Source organism: Paenibacillus timonensis (assembly GCF_022427145.1).
GTDB classification, from domain to species: Bacteria; Bacillota; Bacilli; order Paenibacillales; family Paenibacillaceae; genus Fontibacillus; species Fontibacillus timonensis.
In genome coordinates this window covers 63,611-81,361 of sequence record NZ_JAKSXN010000020.1, presented here as the reverse complement: position 1 = coordinate 81,361, position 17,751 = coordinate 63,611, and the positions used below count along the sequence as shown (strand labels likewise).

At 55.3% G+C, this 17,751-nt stretch carries 17 protein-coding genes; 15 read left to right on the top strand and 2 right to left on the bottom strand.

The genetic code is table 11. The features are described 5' to 3' along the window. Nucleotides 1–113: 113 nt before the first annotated feature. The 8 genes from MJ257_RS24910 to yajC all read left to right on the top strand — a co-directional run bounded on the left by MJ257_RS24910 (nucleotide 114) and on the right by yajC (nucleotide 7,886). Nucleotides 114–797, top strand: coding sequence for a BofC C-terminal domain-containing protein (locus MJ257_RS24910; RefSeq protein WP_240269128.1), 684 nt, complete (start codon nucleotides 114–116; stop codon nucleotides 795–797). Between the two features lie 226 nt (nucleotides 798–1,023). Further along, on the top strand, nucleotides 1,024–1,527 hold the full coding sequence (gene ruvC, locus MJ257_RS10070) for a crossover junction endodeoxyribonuclease RuvC (RefSeq protein ID WP_240269127.1): 504 nt from the start codon (nucleotides 1,024–1,026) through the stop codon (nucleotides 1,525–1,527). Continuing rightward, nucleotides 1,524–2,144 carry a Holliday junction branch migration protein RuvA gene (gene ruvA / locus MJ257_RS10065; protein ID WP_240269126.1) on the top strand — a complete coding sequence of 207 codons (621 nt, stop codon included), beginning with the start codon at nucleotides 1,524–1,526 and terminating at the stop codon, nucleotides 2,142–2,144. The genes ruvC and ruvA overlap by 4 nt, the downstream gene beginning before the upstream one ends. A 31-nt stretch (nucleotides 2,145–2,175) precedes the next feature. Further along, the gene (gene ruvB, locus MJ257_RS10060; protein WP_240269131.1) at nucleotides 2,176–3,180 is read left to right on the top strand and encodes a Holliday junction branch migration DNA helicase RuvB; all 1,005 of its coding nucleotides are present in this window, start codon (nucleotides 2,176–2,178) and stop codon (nucleotides 3,178–3,180) included. 118 nt (nucleotides 3,181–3,298) lie between these two features. Beyond that, on the top strand, nucleotides 3,299–5,323 hold the full coding sequence (locus MJ257_RS10055; RefSeq protein WP_240269125.1) for a SpoIID/LytB domain-containing protein: 2,025 nt from the start codon (nucleotides 3,299–3,301) through the stop codon (nucleotides 5,321–5,323). Nucleotides 5,324–5,331: 8 nt separating this feature from the next. Continuing rightward, nucleotides 5,332–6,360, top strand: coding sequence for a tRNA preQ1(34) S-adenosylmethionine ribosyltransferase-isomerase QueA (gene queA / locus MJ257_RS10050; RefSeq protein ID WP_240269124.1), 1,029 nt, complete (start codon nucleotides 5,332–5,334; stop codon nucleotides 6,358–6,360). Nucleotides 6,361–6,399: 39 nt separating this feature from the next. Then, nucleotides 6,400–7,539 (top strand): tRNA guanosine(34) transglycosylase Tgt, encoded by a 1,140-nt coding sequence (gene tgt / locus MJ257_RS10045; RefSeq protein ID WP_240269123.1) that lies wholly within the window; start codon nucleotides 6,400–6,402, stop codon nucleotides 7,537–7,539. Nucleotides 7,540–7,577: 38 nt separating this feature from the next. Further along, the gene (gene yajC / locus MJ257_RS10040) at nucleotides 7,578–7,886 is read left to right on the top strand and encodes a preprotein translocase subunit YajC (protein ID WP_240269122.1); all 309 of its coding nucleotides are present in this window, start codon (nucleotides 7,578–7,580) and stop codon (nucleotides 7,884–7,886) included. 55 nt (nucleotides 7,887–7,941) lie between these two features. Here the strand turns inward: yajC and MJ257_RS10035 are convergent, their stop codons facing one another. Further along, nucleotides 7,942–8,334, bottom strand: a complete 393-nt coding sequence (locus MJ257_RS10035; protein WP_240269121.1) for a TIGR04086 family membrane protein — start codon at nucleotides 8,332–8,334, stop codon at nucleotides 7,942–7,944. A 230-nt stretch (nucleotides 8,335–8,564) separates the two neighbouring features. Between MJ257_RS10035 and MJ257_RS10030 the strand changes: the two genes are divergently transcribed. After that, a complete protein-coding gene (locus MJ257_RS10030; RefSeq protein WP_275693766.1) occupies nucleotides 8,565–9,263 on the top strand; it encodes a DUF421 domain-containing protein in 699 nt (232 codons plus the stop codon). 4 nt (nucleotides 9,264–9,267) lie between these two features. Here the strand turns inward: MJ257_RS10030 and MJ257_RS10025 are convergent, their stop codons facing one another. After that, nucleotides 9,268–10,881, bottom strand: a complete 1,614-nt coding sequence (locus MJ257_RS10025; protein WP_240269119.1) for a putative polysaccharide biosynthesis protein — start codon at nucleotides 10,879–10,881, stop codon at nucleotides 9,268–9,270. Between the two features lie 253 nt (nucleotides 10,882–11,134). Here MJ257_RS10025 and MJ257_RS10020 point away from each other — a divergent pair, with 253 nt between their 5' ends. The 6 genes from MJ257_RS10020 (at nucleotide 11,135) to MJ257_RS09995 (ending at nucleotide 17,726) form a co-directional block, all read left to right on the top strand. Continuing rightward, complete coding sequence (locus MJ257_RS10020; RefSeq protein WP_068785339.1) at nucleotides 11,135–11,377, top strand: post-transcriptional regulator; 243 nt, start codon at nucleotides 11,135–11,137, stop codon at nucleotides 11,375–11,377. Nucleotides 11,378–11,497: 120 nt separating this feature from the next. Further along, complete coding sequence (gene secD, locus MJ257_RS10015) at nucleotides 11,498–12,751, top strand: protein translocase subunit SecD (protein WP_240269118.1); 1,254 nt, start codon at nucleotides 11,498–11,500, stop codon at nucleotides 12,749–12,751. Beyond that, the gene (gene secF, locus MJ257_RS10010; RefSeq protein WP_240269117.1) at nucleotides 12,741–13,634 is read left to right on the top strand and encodes a protein translocase subunit SecF; all 894 of its coding nucleotides are present in this window, start codon (nucleotides 12,741–12,743) and stop codon (nucleotides 13,632–13,634) included. Before secD ends, secF begins: the two co-directional genes overlap by 11 nt. Before the next feature lie 115 nt (nucleotides 13,635–13,749). Then, the gene (locus MJ257_RS10005) at nucleotides 13,750–14,706 is read left to right on the top strand and encodes a cation diffusion facilitator family transporter (protein WP_240269116.1); all 957 of its coding nucleotides are present in this window, start codon (nucleotides 13,750–13,752) and stop codon (nucleotides 14,704–14,706) included. A gap of 44 nt (nucleotides 14,707–14,750) precedes the next feature. Next, nucleotides 14,751–17,156: a single-stranded-DNA-specific exonuclease RecJ gene (gene recJ, locus MJ257_RS10000; RefSeq protein ID WP_240269130.1), complete on the top strand. Its 2,406-nt coding sequence runs from the start codon at nucleotides 14,751–14,753 to the stop codon at nucleotides 17,154–17,156. A gap of 57 nt (nucleotides 17,157–17,213) precedes the next feature. After that, nucleotides 17,214–17,726, top strand: coding sequence for an adenine phosphoribosyltransferase (locus MJ257_RS09995; protein WP_240269115.1), 513 nt, complete (start codon nucleotides 17,214–17,216; stop codon nucleotides 17,724–17,726). Nucleotides 17,727–17,751: the final 25 nt, after the last annotated feature.

The window sequence follows — 17,751 nt, the reverse complement described above, 5'->3', positions numbered from 1 at the left end:
TTAGATATGATTTTTAGATACGCATTCTTGGGACTTCGCCGTTTTCCAGAATTGAATAAAGGTTCCCGCTGTCGGCCACAATAGAGACAAAAGTCCGATAGAAGGGGATAACCGTGAATATCTTCCAAATCAAAAAACATCTAAAAAAACGATGGAGAAGATGGAGACGCGCCATATGGACCGCCAGCGCCTTCTGCTTGATTGCGGTTATGGCTTGGATGGGGCTCCCATTATCCGATCAAATGGAAAAGCTGATGGCCCGCGAACCGATGGCGATCGAAACCTTGGGGAAATGGCAGGAAGCTGCCCCGGAGGCCGATGAAGCTTGGTTGTTGGACCTGGAAGAGGATAAATCGCGAATCGTCCATTTGACAAAAATATATACCTGCGGCGAAGAAAGCAGCGTTCTTGGCATCATGACACCGGAGGAAATCGCCACCCTGATGAAGGACCACCCTGCATGGGAAGGACGGCTTGGTGCAGGCGGCGACGTTTGGATCGAGGAAAAAATCGACGGCCTTTCCGACACCTGCAAAACGCGGGGGTATATCGGTTTGGACAGGGATGGCAATTTGACGCTGTTTGACGGGCCGCCCAAGAAGGAAAAGGTGATCCGTACTTTTTTCCAGATGGACGTGGAGATGATGGAGAGCGCTTTGCCGGCGGAAGTGATTCAACAACTCCAACGGGGAATCCGCATACAGGATGTAGAGGAATACAACAGCGTGCTGTCCACCTTCAGCGACTTTGCGATCGAACCGTCGGAGAGGGTCATGCAGCAGGATGAAGAGCCATAACCCAATCATCCGCTCTCCCCGCTAAAATAATCGTATGGCGTGAAAGACGTTACCCGGTAACGTCTTTTTTGTATTTCCCGGAGGATTTCTAGCCCTACAAAGTTTTTCCTCAATCTTTAGCGATCTTTTGCTATAATAAAGTGAATACATATGTTCGCTTTACGCGGGACAGGGCTCCATCCGAGGATCATGGGGGAGTTTAAGCAACGATAGGGAGAGATGAGCCTTGCGTATACTTGGGATTGACCCCGGCATCGCCATTGTCGGGTTCGGATTTATCGATAAACAGGGCAGCAAAGTCACGCCGGTCCAGTACGGCTGCATCCAAACGGAAGCCCATACGCCGGAGGAAGAGCGGCTCATGCATGTCTATGAGGCGATGATTCAGTTGATCGACAAATATAAGCCGGATGCGGTGGCGTTCGAGAAGCTGTTTTTTAATCGGAACGTCACGACGGCGATGTCGGTCAGCCAAGCGAGGGGCGTGTTGGTGCTCGCCGCGGCGCAGAAGGGGTTGCCGATTGCGGAATATACTCCGATGCAGGTCAAACAGGCGATCGTGGGGTATGGTAAAGCCGAGAAGCGGCAGGTGCAGGAAATGACGCGCATGTTCCTGAAGCTCCAGGCGATCCCGAAGCCGGACGACGTGGCGGACGCGTTATCCGTAGCGATCTGCCATGCGCATTCTTATACTTTAAACTCTAAAATAAACGAGGTATTGCGTTCATGATCGATTTTTTGCGGGGCCAGATTGCCCATTTGGAAACAGAGTACGTCGTCTTGGATGTGCAAGGGGTCGGGTATCGGGTGTTTTGTCCGAATCCGTACGCTTTTGCGGCCAAAGGACAAGAAACGGTAACGGTATATACCCATCACCATGTGCGTGAAGATGCGATCCTGTTATTTGGATTTTCGACCCGCGAGGAGCAGAAGCTGTTCCGCAAGCTGATCGAGGTATCCGGCATCGGCCCGCGCGTGGCGCTGGGAATCTTAAGCGGCGGCAGCCCGGACCATGTTGTGGCGGCGATCCATCAGGAGAATATCGCCTTTTTAACCAAGCTGCCGGGTATTGGGAAGAAGACGGCCCAGCGGATGATTTTGGACCTCAAGGACAAGCTGGAGGGCGTCGGCGGCACGTTGTTCGATCCGGTGCCTGCGGAGGGGGGCGAGACCCTGCGGGATGGCGGAAATCCGGGATGGCCGGAGGCGCGCGAAGGTCTGAAAGCGCTAGGGTATACTGAAGCGGAGCTGGATAAGGTATGGCATCGCCTGAAGGACGATGTCGGGCCGGACGAGGCGGTGGATTCCGTCATGAAGAAGGCGCTCAAGCTGCTGTACGCCGGCTAAGGATAAGACAGGAAGGGGAGCTTAGCGCATGATGGAGGACCGGATCATTTCCGCGAATTTAATGATGGAAGACCAGGCGGTGGAGTTAAGCCTGCGGCCTCGTTATTTGGCGGAGTATATCGGACAGAACCAGATCAAGGAAAATTTGAAAATCTACATCGAAGCGGCGAAAATGCGCAAGGAAGCCCTGGACCATGTGCTGTTGTACGGACCGCCGGGACTCGGCAAAACGACGCTGGCCAACATTATCGCCAACGAGCTTGGCGTCAATTTGCGTACGACCTCGGGACCGGCCATTGAGCGACCGGGGGATTTGGCCGCGCTGTTGACCAACCTGCAGGAAGGCGACGTCTTGTTTATCGACGAGATTCACCGGCTGCATCGGACCGTGGAGGAAGTGCTGTATCCGGCCATGGAGGATTTCGCGCTGGATATCATGATCGGCAAAGGGCCTAGTGCCCGGTCCGTTCGGTTGGACCTGCCGCCCTTTACGCTGGTTGGCGCCACCACGCGGGCGGGGCTCCTGTCGGCGCCGCTGCGCGACCGTTTCGGGGTCGTCAGCCGCCTCGAGTTCTATAACATCGATGAGCTCAGCTATATCGTGTCGCGGGGCGCGGATATTTTCGGCATCGAAATGATTGGCGATGCGGCGACGGAAATCGCGCTTCGTTCGCGGGGGACGCCGCGCATCGCGAACCGCTTGCTGAAGCGGGTGCGCGACTACGCTCAAGTGCGCGGCGACGGCATGATTACCACCGAGATCGCCAAAGAAGCGCTGCAGATGCTGCAGGTTGACCCGATGGGGTTGGATCTCATCGACCACAAAATGCTGCGGGCAATGATTACGAGCTTCCGGGGGGGCCCCGTCGGGCTGGATACGATCGCCGCGACCATCGGTGAGGAGAGTCAGACGATTGAGGACGTGTACGAGCCTTATTTACTGCAGATCGGATTTTTGCAGCGCACGCCGCGGGGACGAATGGTGACGGCGGCAGCGTATCATCATTTAGGTCTTCCGATGCCGGAGACGCCTTGACTTTGACAAAGCCCATAGGCAACATGGAGGAGGAGAAGCGGGTTTGAAAAGTACTAAACGGACAATTTCGTTCGCTCGATGGGGAAAAGGAATTCTCGCAGGTTTGCTGTTAGCCGGGATGATTCACCTACCGGCAGCAGCCGACGATTCGGATACATCACGAGTTCGCGTCGCCATGTACTTGGACTTGGGCAGTACCTATAAATCGACGACGCCGGCCGTTACGCTAAAAACAGCGGCTGCTGCGGAGGCGGGTTTTGTCGTCAACTCGGCGCTGGAGCCTTGGCTCCATTTGGGAGCGGGAGGTACGGCAAGGTTTAGCGCCAACGGATATAAGGTCAAAGCGTTGGAGTCCGCGGATTGGGCTACGGTTGCCGCTGCGGTCAAGAAGCTGCAAAGCACGTTGGATAAGCCGGTGGCCTTCGCGGTAGACCAAGCTGGGGGCACGGTATACCGCGTGTATACGGGGCCTTACGTCAGTGAGGCAGAAGCACAGAAAGCGGCGGACCGGGTCAGTCAAACGCTGTCCGCTTCCTTGAAAGGCGGAAAAGCCGAAGCGCGCGGGCCGTTGTACGTAACCGCGGGTTCGTTCGCAAGTCAGGCGGAAGCCGCGAATCTTCGCCAAACGCTGTCCGCCCCGCATGCGGAGGCGGTAGTCGTAATGACCGGGCCGCAGCAATATGCGGTATGGGTTGGCGGCGCTTTGAGCGCATCCGAGCAATCCGCGCTGCAAACCGAGCTGACCGGATTATATCCGGGGATTTCCTGGGCTCCGGTTAGCGAGAATGCCCCCGCATTGCTTCTGCATCGTGACGTGACGCTGAATCTGGATGGCCCTGCTGGCGTTGACCACTACGAGCTCAGCGGGGAAGGCGCCAAACTGATGATCCGGGATGACGGCAATTCTCCGATTCAGGTTGTGGAGCGTTCGGCGCGCAGCTACCGCGGGGATTTTGAGATAAGTAAGGTGAATGGACAACTGGCGCTCGTCAATGAGCTGCCGTTAGAACAATACCTGTACTCCGTCGTCGCAGGCGAGGTCCCGTCCTCTTGGCCTCAGGAGGCTTTGAAAGCTCAGGCGGTCGCGGCTCGTAGCTATGCCCTGTATAACGCGGGACTGAACAAGTTCAAAGTAGCCGGACTTGTGGATACGACCTTAAGCCAAGTCTATAACGGGACGGACAAGGAAGTGTCGAGCATCGTCCAGGCCGTTGATGCCACGGCCGGAGAAGTGCTGACGGCGGCGAACGGGCAAATCGTGGAAGGCATCTTCGCGTCCAACAGCGGCGGCGTCACGGCGGATTCGAGCGAGGTTTGGGGGAATGTCAATCCGATTTATTCCAGCGTGCCCAGCGATGGAGACGAATCTGCGCAGGCTTCATTGAAATCGTGGTATCATGTTCTGCTGTCCAGCGGGATCACGGGATACGTTCGCGAAGATAACACGGCGCTAAACGGGACGACATCGGCAGGTATGCAGAAGCTGACGGTAACGACCAGCAACGTTCTGGTTCGGAAGCTGCCGCTCATTCAGTCCGATGTTGAGCCGCTGGCTAAGCTGAATCCGGGCGACCAGGCCATCGTTTTGGATAAAGTGCCCGAATCCAGCTCCTATGCGTGGATCCGTGGACCTTACAGCTCGGAGGAACTGGTGAAGTCCCTGAAGGGCAAAACGTCAACGGAAGCCCCATCCCCGATTTTGAATCTGGAAGTCACCCAGCGGGGGCCGTCCGGGCGCGTGACGCAGGTCAAAGCCAACGGGCAGCCGCTTGACGTCAAATATCCCGATTCGTACCGCTCCGCTCTGAACGGCTTGCCCAGCACCTTGTTTGATATCGTCCAAACCGGGCGTTATACTGTACAAGGTGCAGGAGGAACTACGGCAACGGGGACGGCCTCGTCCGCAACGACGATTCAGTCGGCATCGGGCAAGACAGCAGCAAACGGTTCGCTGGTCGTGATGAGCGGCGATAAGACCGCTCGCGTGGTCGACACGTCCAACCAATTCGTCTTCGTCGGTCGCGGAAACGGCCATGGCCTGGGACTTTCCCAGTGGGGGGCCAAAGGATTGGCCGACGCCGGGTATGATTACCAGCAAATCTTGCAACACTACTACCAAAATGTGACTATCGTTAAGGAATGAATAAACCGATGAATGTGGATCTTTACGATTTCGAGCTCCCGGAGGAGCTGATTGCCCAAACGCCGCTGGCCGAGCGAAGCGCTTCGCGCCTGCTGACGTTAAATAAACAAACCGGGGAAATCCGGCATCATGCGTTTTCCGATATACTGGAGTATTTGCAGCCGGGCGATACGCTGGTGCTCAATGATACGCGGGTGATTCCAGCCCGCTTGTTCGGGATGAAAGAGGATACCGGCGCCAAAGCCGAAGTTTTGCTGCTCAAAAATTTGGGCGAAGACCGCTGGGAAGCCTTGGTCAAACCCGGTAAGAAACTGAAAGCCGGCACGGTCATCGTGTTCGGGGAGGAGTTGCGAGCCACCGTCGAATCCGAGGGTGAAATGGGCGGGCGCGTGCTCCGCTTCGTTTATGAAGGGATTTTTAACGAAATCCTGGATCGCTTGGGCCAGATGCCGTTGCCTCCTTACATCAAGGAGAAACTGGATGACCGCGAACGTTACCAAACCGTGTATTCCAAACACGAAGGGTCGGCCGCCGCACCAACCGCGGGTTTGCACTTTACCGAAGACTTGCTGGGTCAAGTGCGAGCCAAAGGGGTGACGATCGCTTTCGTCACGCTGCACGTCGGGCTGGGGACGTTCCGGCCAATGTCGGTGGACCGGGTCGAGGATCATGTCATGCACGAAGAATATTACGTGCTGCCGCAGGAAACGGCTGACGTGCTGAACGAAACGAAAGCAAGAGGCGGCAGAGTCGTGGCCGTCGGGACCACCTCGGCTCGGACGCTGGAGACGGTCGCCCAGCAATGCGGGGACGGCCCGATCGTCAAGAGCAGCGGCTGGACGGGCATCTTTATCTATCCCGGCTACCGGTTTGGACTGGTGGATGCGCTCCTTACGAACTTCCATCTCCCGAAATCGACGCTGGTCATGCTAGTTAGCGCACTAGCGGGCCGGGAGCGGGTCTTGAACGCTTATCAACAGGCGATCGACTTGAAGTACCGGTTCTTCAGCTTCGGCGACGCCATGTTTATTTACTAACGAGGTTGTTCATCTATTAAAAGAGGACGGTTGATCAGATTGGTAGCAGCAATAACCTATGAACATATTAAGACCTGTAAGCAATCCGGTGCCCGGCTGGGGCGCGTGCATACGCCGCACGGCTCGTTCGACACGCCGGTGTTTATGCCGGTCGGTACGCAGGCCACCGTGAAGACGATGAGTCCGGAAGAATTGAAGGAGATGGATGCGCGGATTATTTTGAGCAATACGTACCATCTCTTTTTGCGGCCAGGACACGAGATCATTCGCCAGGCGGGCGGACTTCACAAATTTATGAACTGGGACCGGGCAATTTTGACGGATAGCGGCGGGTTTCAGGTATTCTCGCTCAGCGAGATGCGCAAAATCACGGAGGAAGGCGTCCATTTCCGCTCCCATCTGAACGGCGACAAACTGTTCCTCTCCCCGGAAGTGGCGATGGAAATTCAGAATGCGCTGGGCTCGGACATCATGATGGCGTTTGATGAATGCCCGCCCTATCCGGCGGATTACGACTACGTGAAGAACTCGCTGGAGCGCACGACGCGCTGGGCAGAACGCTGCTTGCAAAGCCATGCTCGCCCCCAAGATCAAGGCTTGTTTGCCATCGTTCAAGGCGGCATGTATGAGGACCTGCGCAAGCAAAGCGCCCGCGATTTGACTTCGCTGGATTTCCCGGGGTATGCTATTGGTGGACTGAGTGTAGGCGAGCCTAAACCGCTGATGTACGAGGTGCTGGAATATACCGTTCCCCTGTTGCCGGCAGACAAGCCGCGTTATTTAATGGGGGTCGGCTCTCCGGATGCGCTGATCGAAGGGGCGATTCGCGGCGTCGATATGTTCGACTGCGTGCTACCGACCCGGATTGCGCGCAACGGCACGACGATGACCAGCCAAGGCCGTCTCGTCGTACGCAACGCTCAGTATGCCAACGATTTCGGACCGCTGGATCCCGAGTGCGACTGCTATACCTGCCGGAATTACTCCAGGGCGTACCTTCGCCACCTAATCAAAGCCGACGAGACGTTTGGGCTGCGATTAACTACATACCATAATCTGCATTTCCTCATTAAGCTGATGGACAAAGTCCGTCAGGCGATTATGGACGATCGGTTGTTGGATTTCCGGGATGAATTTTTTGAGCAGTACGGTCTGTTTGGCAATGACAAAGGATTTTAAGAAATACCGTTAGTCGATTTTGGAAAGGGGGATAAGACATGTTCTTTCAGTATGCCGCACAACAGCCGACCGGCGGCAGTTCGCTGGTCACCATGATCATTCCGTTTGTTATCATGATCGCCGTTTTTTACTTCCTACTGATTCGCCCGCAGAAGAAAAAGCAGTCGCAGCGCACTACGATGCTGAATGCTCTGAAGAAAGGCGACAAGATCGTGACAATCGGCGGTTTGCACGGGACGATTATGGAGCTGACCGACGATACGGTGGTGCTTCGCGTCAACGATGTAACCAAGCTGACGTTTGACCGCAGCGCAATCAGTCACGCGATCAAGGAGTCGGAAGGTTAAAATTCCCGTTAGAAACGTAGCAAGAGCCTGTGGCGAACAGGCTCTTTTTTCATGCTTACTTTCGGACGAGATTCACTCCGACCATGCCGCCGATCGCGCCGAGGACAAACCCCGGCAAGATTAACGCCCATTCCTGAAGCCCCAGCGACGTATCCATGGCCAAGAAGCTGATCAGCAGCAGGAGCAGCACATACAGCGCTCCGGTCAGAGCCCCTTGATACCATCCTTTCTGTTTGGCGCGTTTGCCGGATACGATTCCTCCGAATAGGACGGCAACGGCATGCACGAGATAGGTATACACCGTCATTTCAAATTCCTCAAGCATATCCCCTTGCAGTAATAAGGATAAAATCAATGCGCCAATCATCATCCATAAAAATCCATACCATAACCCGGCAACGGTGGGCTGGGACAAACGAATCCCGAATATTCGGCGGATCAAATGCATCGTGCTCGGCCTCCTGTCCTCAATGTCTTCGACAGACGTTTTACCACATTTTATGGTCAAGCTTATCCGGATAGACCTGACTTGGCCAAATTGAGCAAGGAAGATTATTGCAAGCCTCCCGCATTTTGACCTGTGACGTTTCGCATGGAAAGGAGAGGGGGCGGTCAGAATAGCTATACCATGTTTTGTGCGAACTTCTAGCCGGAGGAGGAATTGGCGTGGTCGAGCATATGGCAAACCATATCTTCCGAACCGTCCTGATGTATTTCTTGGTGTTCGGAGTCATGCGTATTATGGGAAAAAGAGAAATCGGCGAGCTGTCCATCTTCGACCTGGTGATCTCGGTCATGATTGCAGAAATCGCCGTTTTTGCCCTGGAAGATATCGATCGGCCGATTTATGACGGAATCGTCCCTATGCTGACCCTGCTATTGATTCAAATCGCCATCGCCCTGCTGTCGCTTCGTTTCCGTAAGGTGCGGTTGTGGTTCGACGGCGAGCCTAGCGTCATTATTCGAAACGGGCAAATCAACCGCAAAGAAATGAGGCGACAGCGTTACAACCTGGATGATTTATTGATGCAGCTGCGTTCGCAAAAGATCGACAGCGTTGCCGACGTCGAGTTTGCCGTCTTGGAAACAACCGGGCAGCTGAGCGTAATTCCCAAAGAGAAATCTGAAGGGGAGGGTGGGCCGCATCCTAAAAAACGGGAGGCCAGCCTCTCCGCCAAAATCAAATTCGAGGCGCTTCCGCTGCCGCTGATTATGGACGGCAAAGTGAACGACGAGAACCTGCGGCAAATTGGGAAAACCCGCTTTTGGCTGAAGAACCAAATCCAAACGAAAGGTTTATCGGATTTTAAACAGGTGTTCTTTTGCAGCATCGATCATAACGGGAAGCTGTACATTAATGCGATCGACGAGAAGTAAGCGGTCATCTCCGAAACCATTTGCCGAAAACGGGGAGACGCTTGAGGTCCTGCAGATCAAACAATCCCATGATGCCGGCTAAAGCCAAATACAGCAAGCCGGACAACAGGGCCGCCATCAAGAATTGCCATCCCATTTGCGAGCTAAGGATGAAGTTCTTATATAAATAATCGGCGGCGGCAGCCATAATGACCATGGCAGCGCCTACCTTGAGCATATCAAGATAAGGTAAACGGTAGCGAAGGGTCTTCGATACGCTGTATCCATGCATGACCGTAACGACGACAAAGTTGATGATAATGGCGATAATTGCGCCGTAGATACCCAGGGCCGGGTTAGAGGCCAGATAGAAGATCAGCGAGATTTTGATGATGGCCCCGACCAGCGTGTTGACGAGCGCACGGCCAGGTTTATCCAGGGCTTGCAACGTTGCCTGCAGCGGGGTCTGGATGTACAGCAGGAGGGCAAAGGGCGCCATGATTTTAAGCATGCCGCTGATCGCGGCGTCGTTATATACAAGCCGGCATATCGGTTCGGCCAGAACGAACATGATCGCGGCAAAAGGAGCGCCGGTGACCAGTGCAAGCCGCAAGGATTGATGCAGCCGCAAATGGATCGTCTTGACGTCGCCCCGCGCTTGCGCTTCGGCCAGCGAGGGGACCAGCGATACGGCGAGCGATGAAGTTAACGCACCGGGAAGCAGCAGCAGAGGGATGATCATGCCCTGCAGCGCGCCGTACTGGGAAGTGGCCACGGCAACCCCAATGCCGGCGATAGCCAGGCTTCGCGCCGTCGTAATCGACTCCAGCAGGTAGGAGAGCGAACCGACCAGACGACTGCCCGTGACCGGAATGGCGATGCGCAAAATTCGCCGCAGCGTGGCGCCGAACGGATAAGCGACGGAGGCGGATGATTCGTCATGGGTTCCAGTGTGGGCGGGATCATCTGCTTTGTCGCCCGGCATAGAGCCGCCCAACCGTTCCCTCCGCTGCAGTCGCCGATACTGCCACAGGAGGACGCCCATCCCGACCACTTCGCCGGCGACAACGCCAAGCATGGCTCCTGCGGCCGCGTAGGCAATCCCCATCGGGAGCAGGAGATAAGAAAACCAGAGGACGCCGATGATTCGGGCGACCGTCTCCATTATCGAGGAGACCGCCGACGGGATCATATCCTGCTTCCCTTGGAAATAGCCGCGGTAGACCGAGGAGACGGACACGATGATAATCATCGGGCACATGGCGATAAACGTATGGTATACGCGCGGATCGGTGAGGACGTACCGGGTCACCCACGGTGCGCCAAACAGGCAGAGAAAAGTGAACAGAAAGCCGGCGGCGGTCGTAAACACCAAGCTTGTCCGTAAAATCGACACCGACCGTTCCGGTTTACCCGAGGATTCCGCTTCTGCTACCAGCTTGGCCACGGCAAGCGGAATACCTCCGGTAATAATCGTAACCAGCACGAGAAAAAACGGATATCCGAGCTGATACAGACCAACGCCTTCGGCCCCGATCACGCGGGGCAGCATGATGCGCGGAATGAAGCCCAGGAGGCGGTTCACGATGCCTGCCACCAGCAGGATCATCGTACCCTGGATAAAGGTTTGTTTATTCAATCGAAACTCCACTCCCCCGGCAACCTTCGAATTCCCTTCAAACTCGGTCTGATCGGCTGCCTAATAAACTCGTAAGCGAGGCCCGTACAACCTCTCTCTTCATGGATATGACAGACCTGTCCTGGTTCATGACTCGTCTTTTTCGCAAGAATCGGAAATGGAAGAACTCTTCTAAGCAGGATTCGGAGATTTAGGGTAGAATGTAATAAGACGGGTTTTCGAAGGAGGGCTTGGAAGCGTGGCTGAAGATCAAATGACGGACCAACAACTGAACGAGGCTATCGAGGGCTTGTGTCGCAGCAAGGCCGAAGAGTTCCGGCTTATCGGGTACGAGCATATCACCGGACCTGACATTTGGGAGTGTATCAGCCATAAATACGAGAAGGGCGGAATCCCTCCCTTGTATCAACTGGTGAATGACATTCTTTCTCTGAAAGTGACCCAGTTTATGAACTATATGACGATGTCCGCCTATCGGGGATCCCGTTTGGATTGAATGGGATCTTTTTTTCGTGCCGGTCGTTAATCAAATTGACAATATTAGATAAATTGACTGGTTTTTCGGCCATCGCTATAATAGGAATATTGAGAATTTGAAAGGGGAAAGAAGTACGGGATGAAAAGAATTATCGCATTCATAACCGTCGTGGTTGTCTCGTTTGGCATCATGGCTTGGACAACCCCCGACCTGTTGAAGAACGTACGTCTCGGCCTTGATCTGAAAGGCGGCTTTGAGATTCTATATGAAGCCAGTCCGCTGGAAGGCGGAAGCGAGGTCACGAAGGAATCCTTGATCCAAACGGCGAAAAGCCTGGAGGACCGGGCGAACAAGCTGGGGACAAGCGAGCCGGAAGTCACAACGGAAGGCACCAATCGGATTCGCTTGAAGCTGGCTGGCGTTACCGATGAGGCTACGGTTCGTAAGACGATGAAGGAACCGGCTACGCTGACGTTCCGCAGCAAGGACGGCACGGAGAAAAACGCCGATGAATACAACAAAATTGAAATGATAGGCACGGATTTTGCGGCCAACGGAGCCAAGCTGGAGTTCACCCAAATGAACGAACCGGTGGTCAGCATCAAAGTGAACAGCAAGGATAAATTTGCCGAAGTGACCAAACGGTTGCTGGGGCAACCGCTGGCGATTTATATGAACAATGAGTTGGTCTCCGATCCGGTCGTTCAAGCGGTCCTGACCGACGGAAGCGCTCAAATCAGCGTGGGCGGAGACTTGGCGAAGGCCAAGGAACTGCGCGACAAAATCAACCTTGGCGCACTTCCGCTTCAATTGACGGAGAAATATTCGCAAAGCATCGGCGCAACATTGGGTAAGCAATCGCTGGACAAGACGATTGAAGCCGGCCTGATTGGCTCTCTCTTCATTCTGTTGTTCATGATTGGCATGTACCGGGTACCCGGTCTGATTGCCTCGTTTACCCTGATCGTACACACTTGGTTGCTTATCCTTGTGTTCGTTTGGGCAGACTTTACGCTTACCCTGCCGGGGATTGCGGCGTTTATTCTCGGGATCGGAATGGCGGTTGACGCCAATATCATTACCAATGAACGGATTCATGAGGAAATGCGGACCGGTAAGAGCATTATGTCCGCAGTAAAAGCGGGGGACAAGCATTCCCTGCGTACCGTGCTGGATTCGCAGATTACGACGATCATCGTTGCGGCCGTGATGTATGCGTATGGTACGGGGGCCGTTAAAGGTTTTGCTTTGGTGCTCATCGTGGAAATCGTACTCAGTATCGCCACGAATATCTATCTCTCCCGTTTCCTGCTGAACCTGCTGCTTAAAGCCGGCAAGCTGTTGAAACCGAAGTATTTCGGTGTGAAGGAGCGTGACATTCGTGAGCTTTAATAAGAAACTGGATTATGTCCATCTAAGTAAATACTTCTACACCCTGTCTATCGTCCTGACGATTGCCGGTATCATCTGTTTGTCGTTCTTCGGCTTGAACTACAGCGTGGATTTCAAAGCAGGTTCCAATGTTGACATCGCGTTATCCAAGTCGTTGACGGCTGAACAAATCGATCCGATCCTGAAGAACTTGGGCATTGATGACGGAGCAACGATCAGTGCCGGTGAAGACCGGATGAATATCCGGTTTACAAAAGTCTTAAACGAAGATAACGATGCGAAATTAAAAGCGGAAATTACGAAGTTGGATGAGAAGGCTTCGTTTGAAGTGAATACCGTTGATCCGGAAATGGCTAGGGAGCTGGCACGTAATGCGATTTATGCCGTGTTGATTTCCTGCCTCGGGATCATTATCTACGTGAGTATCCGCTTTGAATGGCGGTTTGCTCTCGCCGCAATCGTGGCGCTGCTGCATGACGCCTTCATGGTGATCGCCGTCTTCTCGATCTTCCGGCTTGAGGTTGACTTGACCTTTATCGTTGCCGTATTGACGATTATCGGCTATTCGATTAACGATACGATCGTTATTTTTGACCGGATTCGTGAAAACCTGCGGTTTTCCAAGCAGAAGACCCGTCAGGACCTGATCAAACTGGTGAACGAGAGTGTAGCGCAAACGATCATGCGTTCCTTGTATACCGCGTTAACGGTGTTCGTAGCGGCATTTTTCCTCTTCCTGCTGGGCGGGGAGTCGATCCGGATGTTCTCGCTGGCGATGGTCATCGGCCTGTTGTTCGGGGCGTATTCCTCCATCTTTATTGCCAGCCCGCTCTGGTTCGTATTGAAGAGCAAGCAAAAGCATAAACCGGCCAAAGCATCCTAAGCGGCCGCTATGCCTGATTGAACCGCCAATATTTTTTAGCTGGATAAGGATAGAGCCGCGTCTTTCGACGCGGCTTTCGCCTCTTATCCGTTTTACGTGCATCAGGAGGGGGATTATGACACGAGAACAAGCTGTTATTCCGGAACCGGCAACATGGACCGGCATCGTGGGGGATATCGTTCTGGGCTTACTTTTGGGGACGGTGGGTCTGCTGTACGGCAGCTTGGCTTTGCTGGCCGGAGCGTTATATTCCGCATACGATGCCGCCGCCGGCGTTGCCGCCAGACTGCCCGGACCGGGGAATATCCGTTTGCGGCGGGAAAGCTCGGCGTCCACGGGCAAGGAGTCGCCCGAGCCGCTGCCGGCCATTTTCTTCTCCGTCTTTCTGCTCATGGGCAGCGTGCAGTTAGGGATTGCGGCGATCACCGACATCGCCGAGGCGGATACCGCTCCGCCGGAAACCTTCGTCTTGGCGGCCGTGCTTCTGTCGATGGCTTTACGGGAAACCCTGTTTCAGGTCAAGCTCCGGTTAACCCGCAGGAAGGCGGACGTCGATTTGCAATCGCTCGTCGAGAAACACCGCCAATCCCTGTTCTCATCCGTCATTGTGCTGGCGGGGATCTTTGGAGCGATGGGCGGGCAAGCCTGGGATTTGCCGGCCATGGCATATCTTGAACCGAGTGCGGCGATCCTTGTAGCCTTGCATGTGCTGATTCAAGTCTATCGGCTAGTGAAACGGTCCGTTTACGGTTCGCCTGCGTCGCAGCTTCGCGAAGAGGATGCCGCTTCATTGATCGAAACGGTACAGCGGGTGCACGGGGTCATCACCGTAGACGATTTGAAAGCGCAGGAGAACGGCCATTATGTCACCGTGACCGCCAGGATCAGCGTCAATCCAAAGATCACCGTCATGGAAGCCAACGACATCGCCAATCGGGCCAAAATGCTGCTGCTCAACCGTTTTTCCCATATCACCGATGTCCGGATTCAAGTCGCGCCTTACGAAGCGGGATATCCGTACAAGAGCAATACCGAGGAGTCCGATAGCGACTTGCCGAACCTGCTTCAGTAAGCCGGCCCAGGGTAGAGCCGACAGGAAGAAAGAAGGTGCCGCTTTTGCTTCATGCCAAATATCGCTGGTCACAGCTGCCCTGCGACGAAACGTCTGCCAGCCGGCTTGCCGGCCAGCTGAACATATCCCCGCTGCTCGCATCATTGCTGGTTACACGGGGGATGGATCGCCCAGAGGAGGCGGAGCTTTTCTTAAAAGGAAGCCTTGCGGATCAACATGATCCCATGCTGCTTAGCGGCATGAAGGAAGCCGTTCCTCGGATTCGCCGCGCGGTGGAGAACGGGGAGCGGATCTTGATCTACGGGGACTATGATGCCGACGGCGTTTCGTCTACGACATTAATGATCCATCTGATGAAGCGCCTCGGCGCTACATATGACTACTACATTCCGCACCGTACCAAAGAGGGGTATGGCTTGCATATCCCGGTGCTGGAACATTTTCATAAGAAGGGCTTTACGCTGATCGTGACGGTCGATACGGGGATCAGCGCGGTTGATCAGGTGACTTACGCCCGTGAGGCCGGCATGGACGTGATCGTTACGGATCACCATGAACCGCCGGCGGTTTTGCCGGAAGCGTTCGCTTTGATTAACCCGAAGCTGCCTTACTGCACGTATCCGTTTAAAGGGCTGGCCGGGGTTGGAGTAGCGTACAAGCTGGCTCAGGCGCTACTGGGGGAGGACACCCCCGAAGCCTGGACGGAGCTCGCTGCGCTGGGAACAATTGCCGACCTGATGCCGTTGACCGGAGAGAACCGCGTCATCGTTAAGGCGGGCCTGACATCGATGGCGCAGTCGGCTTTCCCGGGAATGACCGCGCTGCTCGGAACGTCCGGCTGGTCCAGCGGGGAAGTGACCTCGACGGCTGTCGCCTTCGGTTTGGCGCCGCGGATCAATGCCAGCGGCCGCATGAGTCATGCGAACCGGGCGGTCGCCTTATTGACGGCAGAGAGCATGGAGGAAGCCGAGACGATCGCCGAGGAGCTGGATGTCCTGAACAAAGAGCGCCAAATGCTCGTTGAGGACATGGTCCAAGAGGCGCTGCACCAGTTGGAAAGCCAGGCGGAGGCGGAGGGACTGCCCGACGTGATCGTCGTGGCCGGCGAAGGCTGGAACGCCGGGGTCGTTGGCATCGTGGCCTCCAAATTGCTGGAACGTTATTATCGCCCGACGATCGTGCTGGGCATTCATCCGGAAACCGGAGAGTGCAAGGGCTCGGCCCGTTCGATTCCCGGCTTCGACATTTATGAAGCGTTAACGGATTGCGCCGACGTGCTGGATCATTTCGGCGGGCATCCTTCGGCGGCAGGCATGTCCCTCGGCCGGGAGCGGCTGGAGGAATTCGGCCGCCGGCTTAATGCATTTGCCGCTGGCCGGCTCGATCCGGAGCATTTCGTTCCGGTTCTGCAAACGGATTTGGCTTGCTCCTTGAATGACGTCACGCTGCAAGCCATCGAGCAGCTCCAGCATCTGGAGCCGTTCGGCATGGCCAACACCTGCCCGAGACTGCTTCTCCGCGGCTTGAAGCTGCTGGAGTGCCGACAGATGGGCAAAGACGGCAAACACTTGAAGCTGATTCTTGGCCAAAACGGCAAAACCATCGAGGCGGTCGCGTTCGGCAAAGGTGAATTAGCTCCGCTGCTGGCGGAGGAAGCCCGTGTTGACATCGTCGCGGAAGCCGGAATCAACGAATGGAACGGATCGCGCAAGCCGCAGCTGATGATCCAGGATCTGGCGGTCACGCACCTGCAGGTGTTCGATTACCGCGGCTCCCGGAACCCGGCGCTGCTGCTGGACGAACTGCGCGGCAAGCTGGGCAAGCTGCCCGCCTGCGGTTCGGGAACGTCCGCCGTTGTGCTCAACGCGGGTTCCGCTTTTTTCCAGGCCCTTGATTTGAAGGATACCCCGGTTTGGGTATATGATAAGAACGTTGGCGTGCGACCTGGCAACGACCTCGCGCAAGCGGCGGAAATCGATGCTACGGCGACGCTGTTCGTCCTGGAGCTTCCGGAATCGCCGGAGGGCTGGACCGGGATGGTATCCGGGTTTACCGGACTGGAGCGCATCTATCTGCTGCATTCTCCGAGAGCGCCCCACGAGCGGATCGAACCGCCTTCCCGGGATCATTTCAAGCTGGTGTACAGCTTGATCCATCGCGGGGCCGGGCAAGGGCTTCGCGAGGAGGACCTGATCGCGGCGCTTGCGAAACGCACCGGCTGGTCCAAGCGGATGGTGGAGATGTCGCTGGGGGTATTCGAAGAGCTGGGATTTATCATCCGGGCATCGGGGACGGTACGGATCCATCCGTCTCCTTCCAAGCAGGCGTTGGAAACGTCAAGCCGTTACCGGGAGCTGGGACTGCTGGCTGAAATGGAACAGATGCTGCAGTACGGCCGGGTACCCGAAATTACCGAATGGATGCTAACCCATATTCAGGGAGCTTCATAAATGATTTTTCGAGAAATGGAAACGATTCGCATGCATTTGAACTAGGAGGAGATTGGTTTGGATTTTAAAGAGTACATTCGGGTGATTCCTGATTTCCCTCAGCCCGGCATCAGTTTCAAGGATATTACCACGCTGCTGAACGACGGCGCCATGTATCGCAAAGCGGTTGACGAACTGAAGCAACTGGTATCCCATCTCAAGATCGATTTGATTGCCGGTCCCGAGGCCCGCGGTTTCGTGGTTGGGGCGCCGCTGGCTTACGCGCTTGGCGTCGGGTTCGTCCCGATCCGCAAGAGCGGGAAGCTGCCTTACGAAACGATCGAGGTGGAATACGACCTGGAGTACGGCAAGGACCGGTTGGCGATGCATAGCGATGCGGTGAAGCCAGGGCAAAACGTGCTGATTGCAGACGATTTGCTGGCTACCGGGGGGACGATTTCGACCTCGGTCAATCTGGTTCGCCAATTGGGCGGGCATGTCGTCGGCACGGCGTTCCTCATTGAGCTGAGCGAGCTGGACGGCCGCCAGAAGCTGCCGGGGATCGATGTATTCTCACTGGTTCAATACTAAAAAATAAACAGAAGAGGCTGTTCCA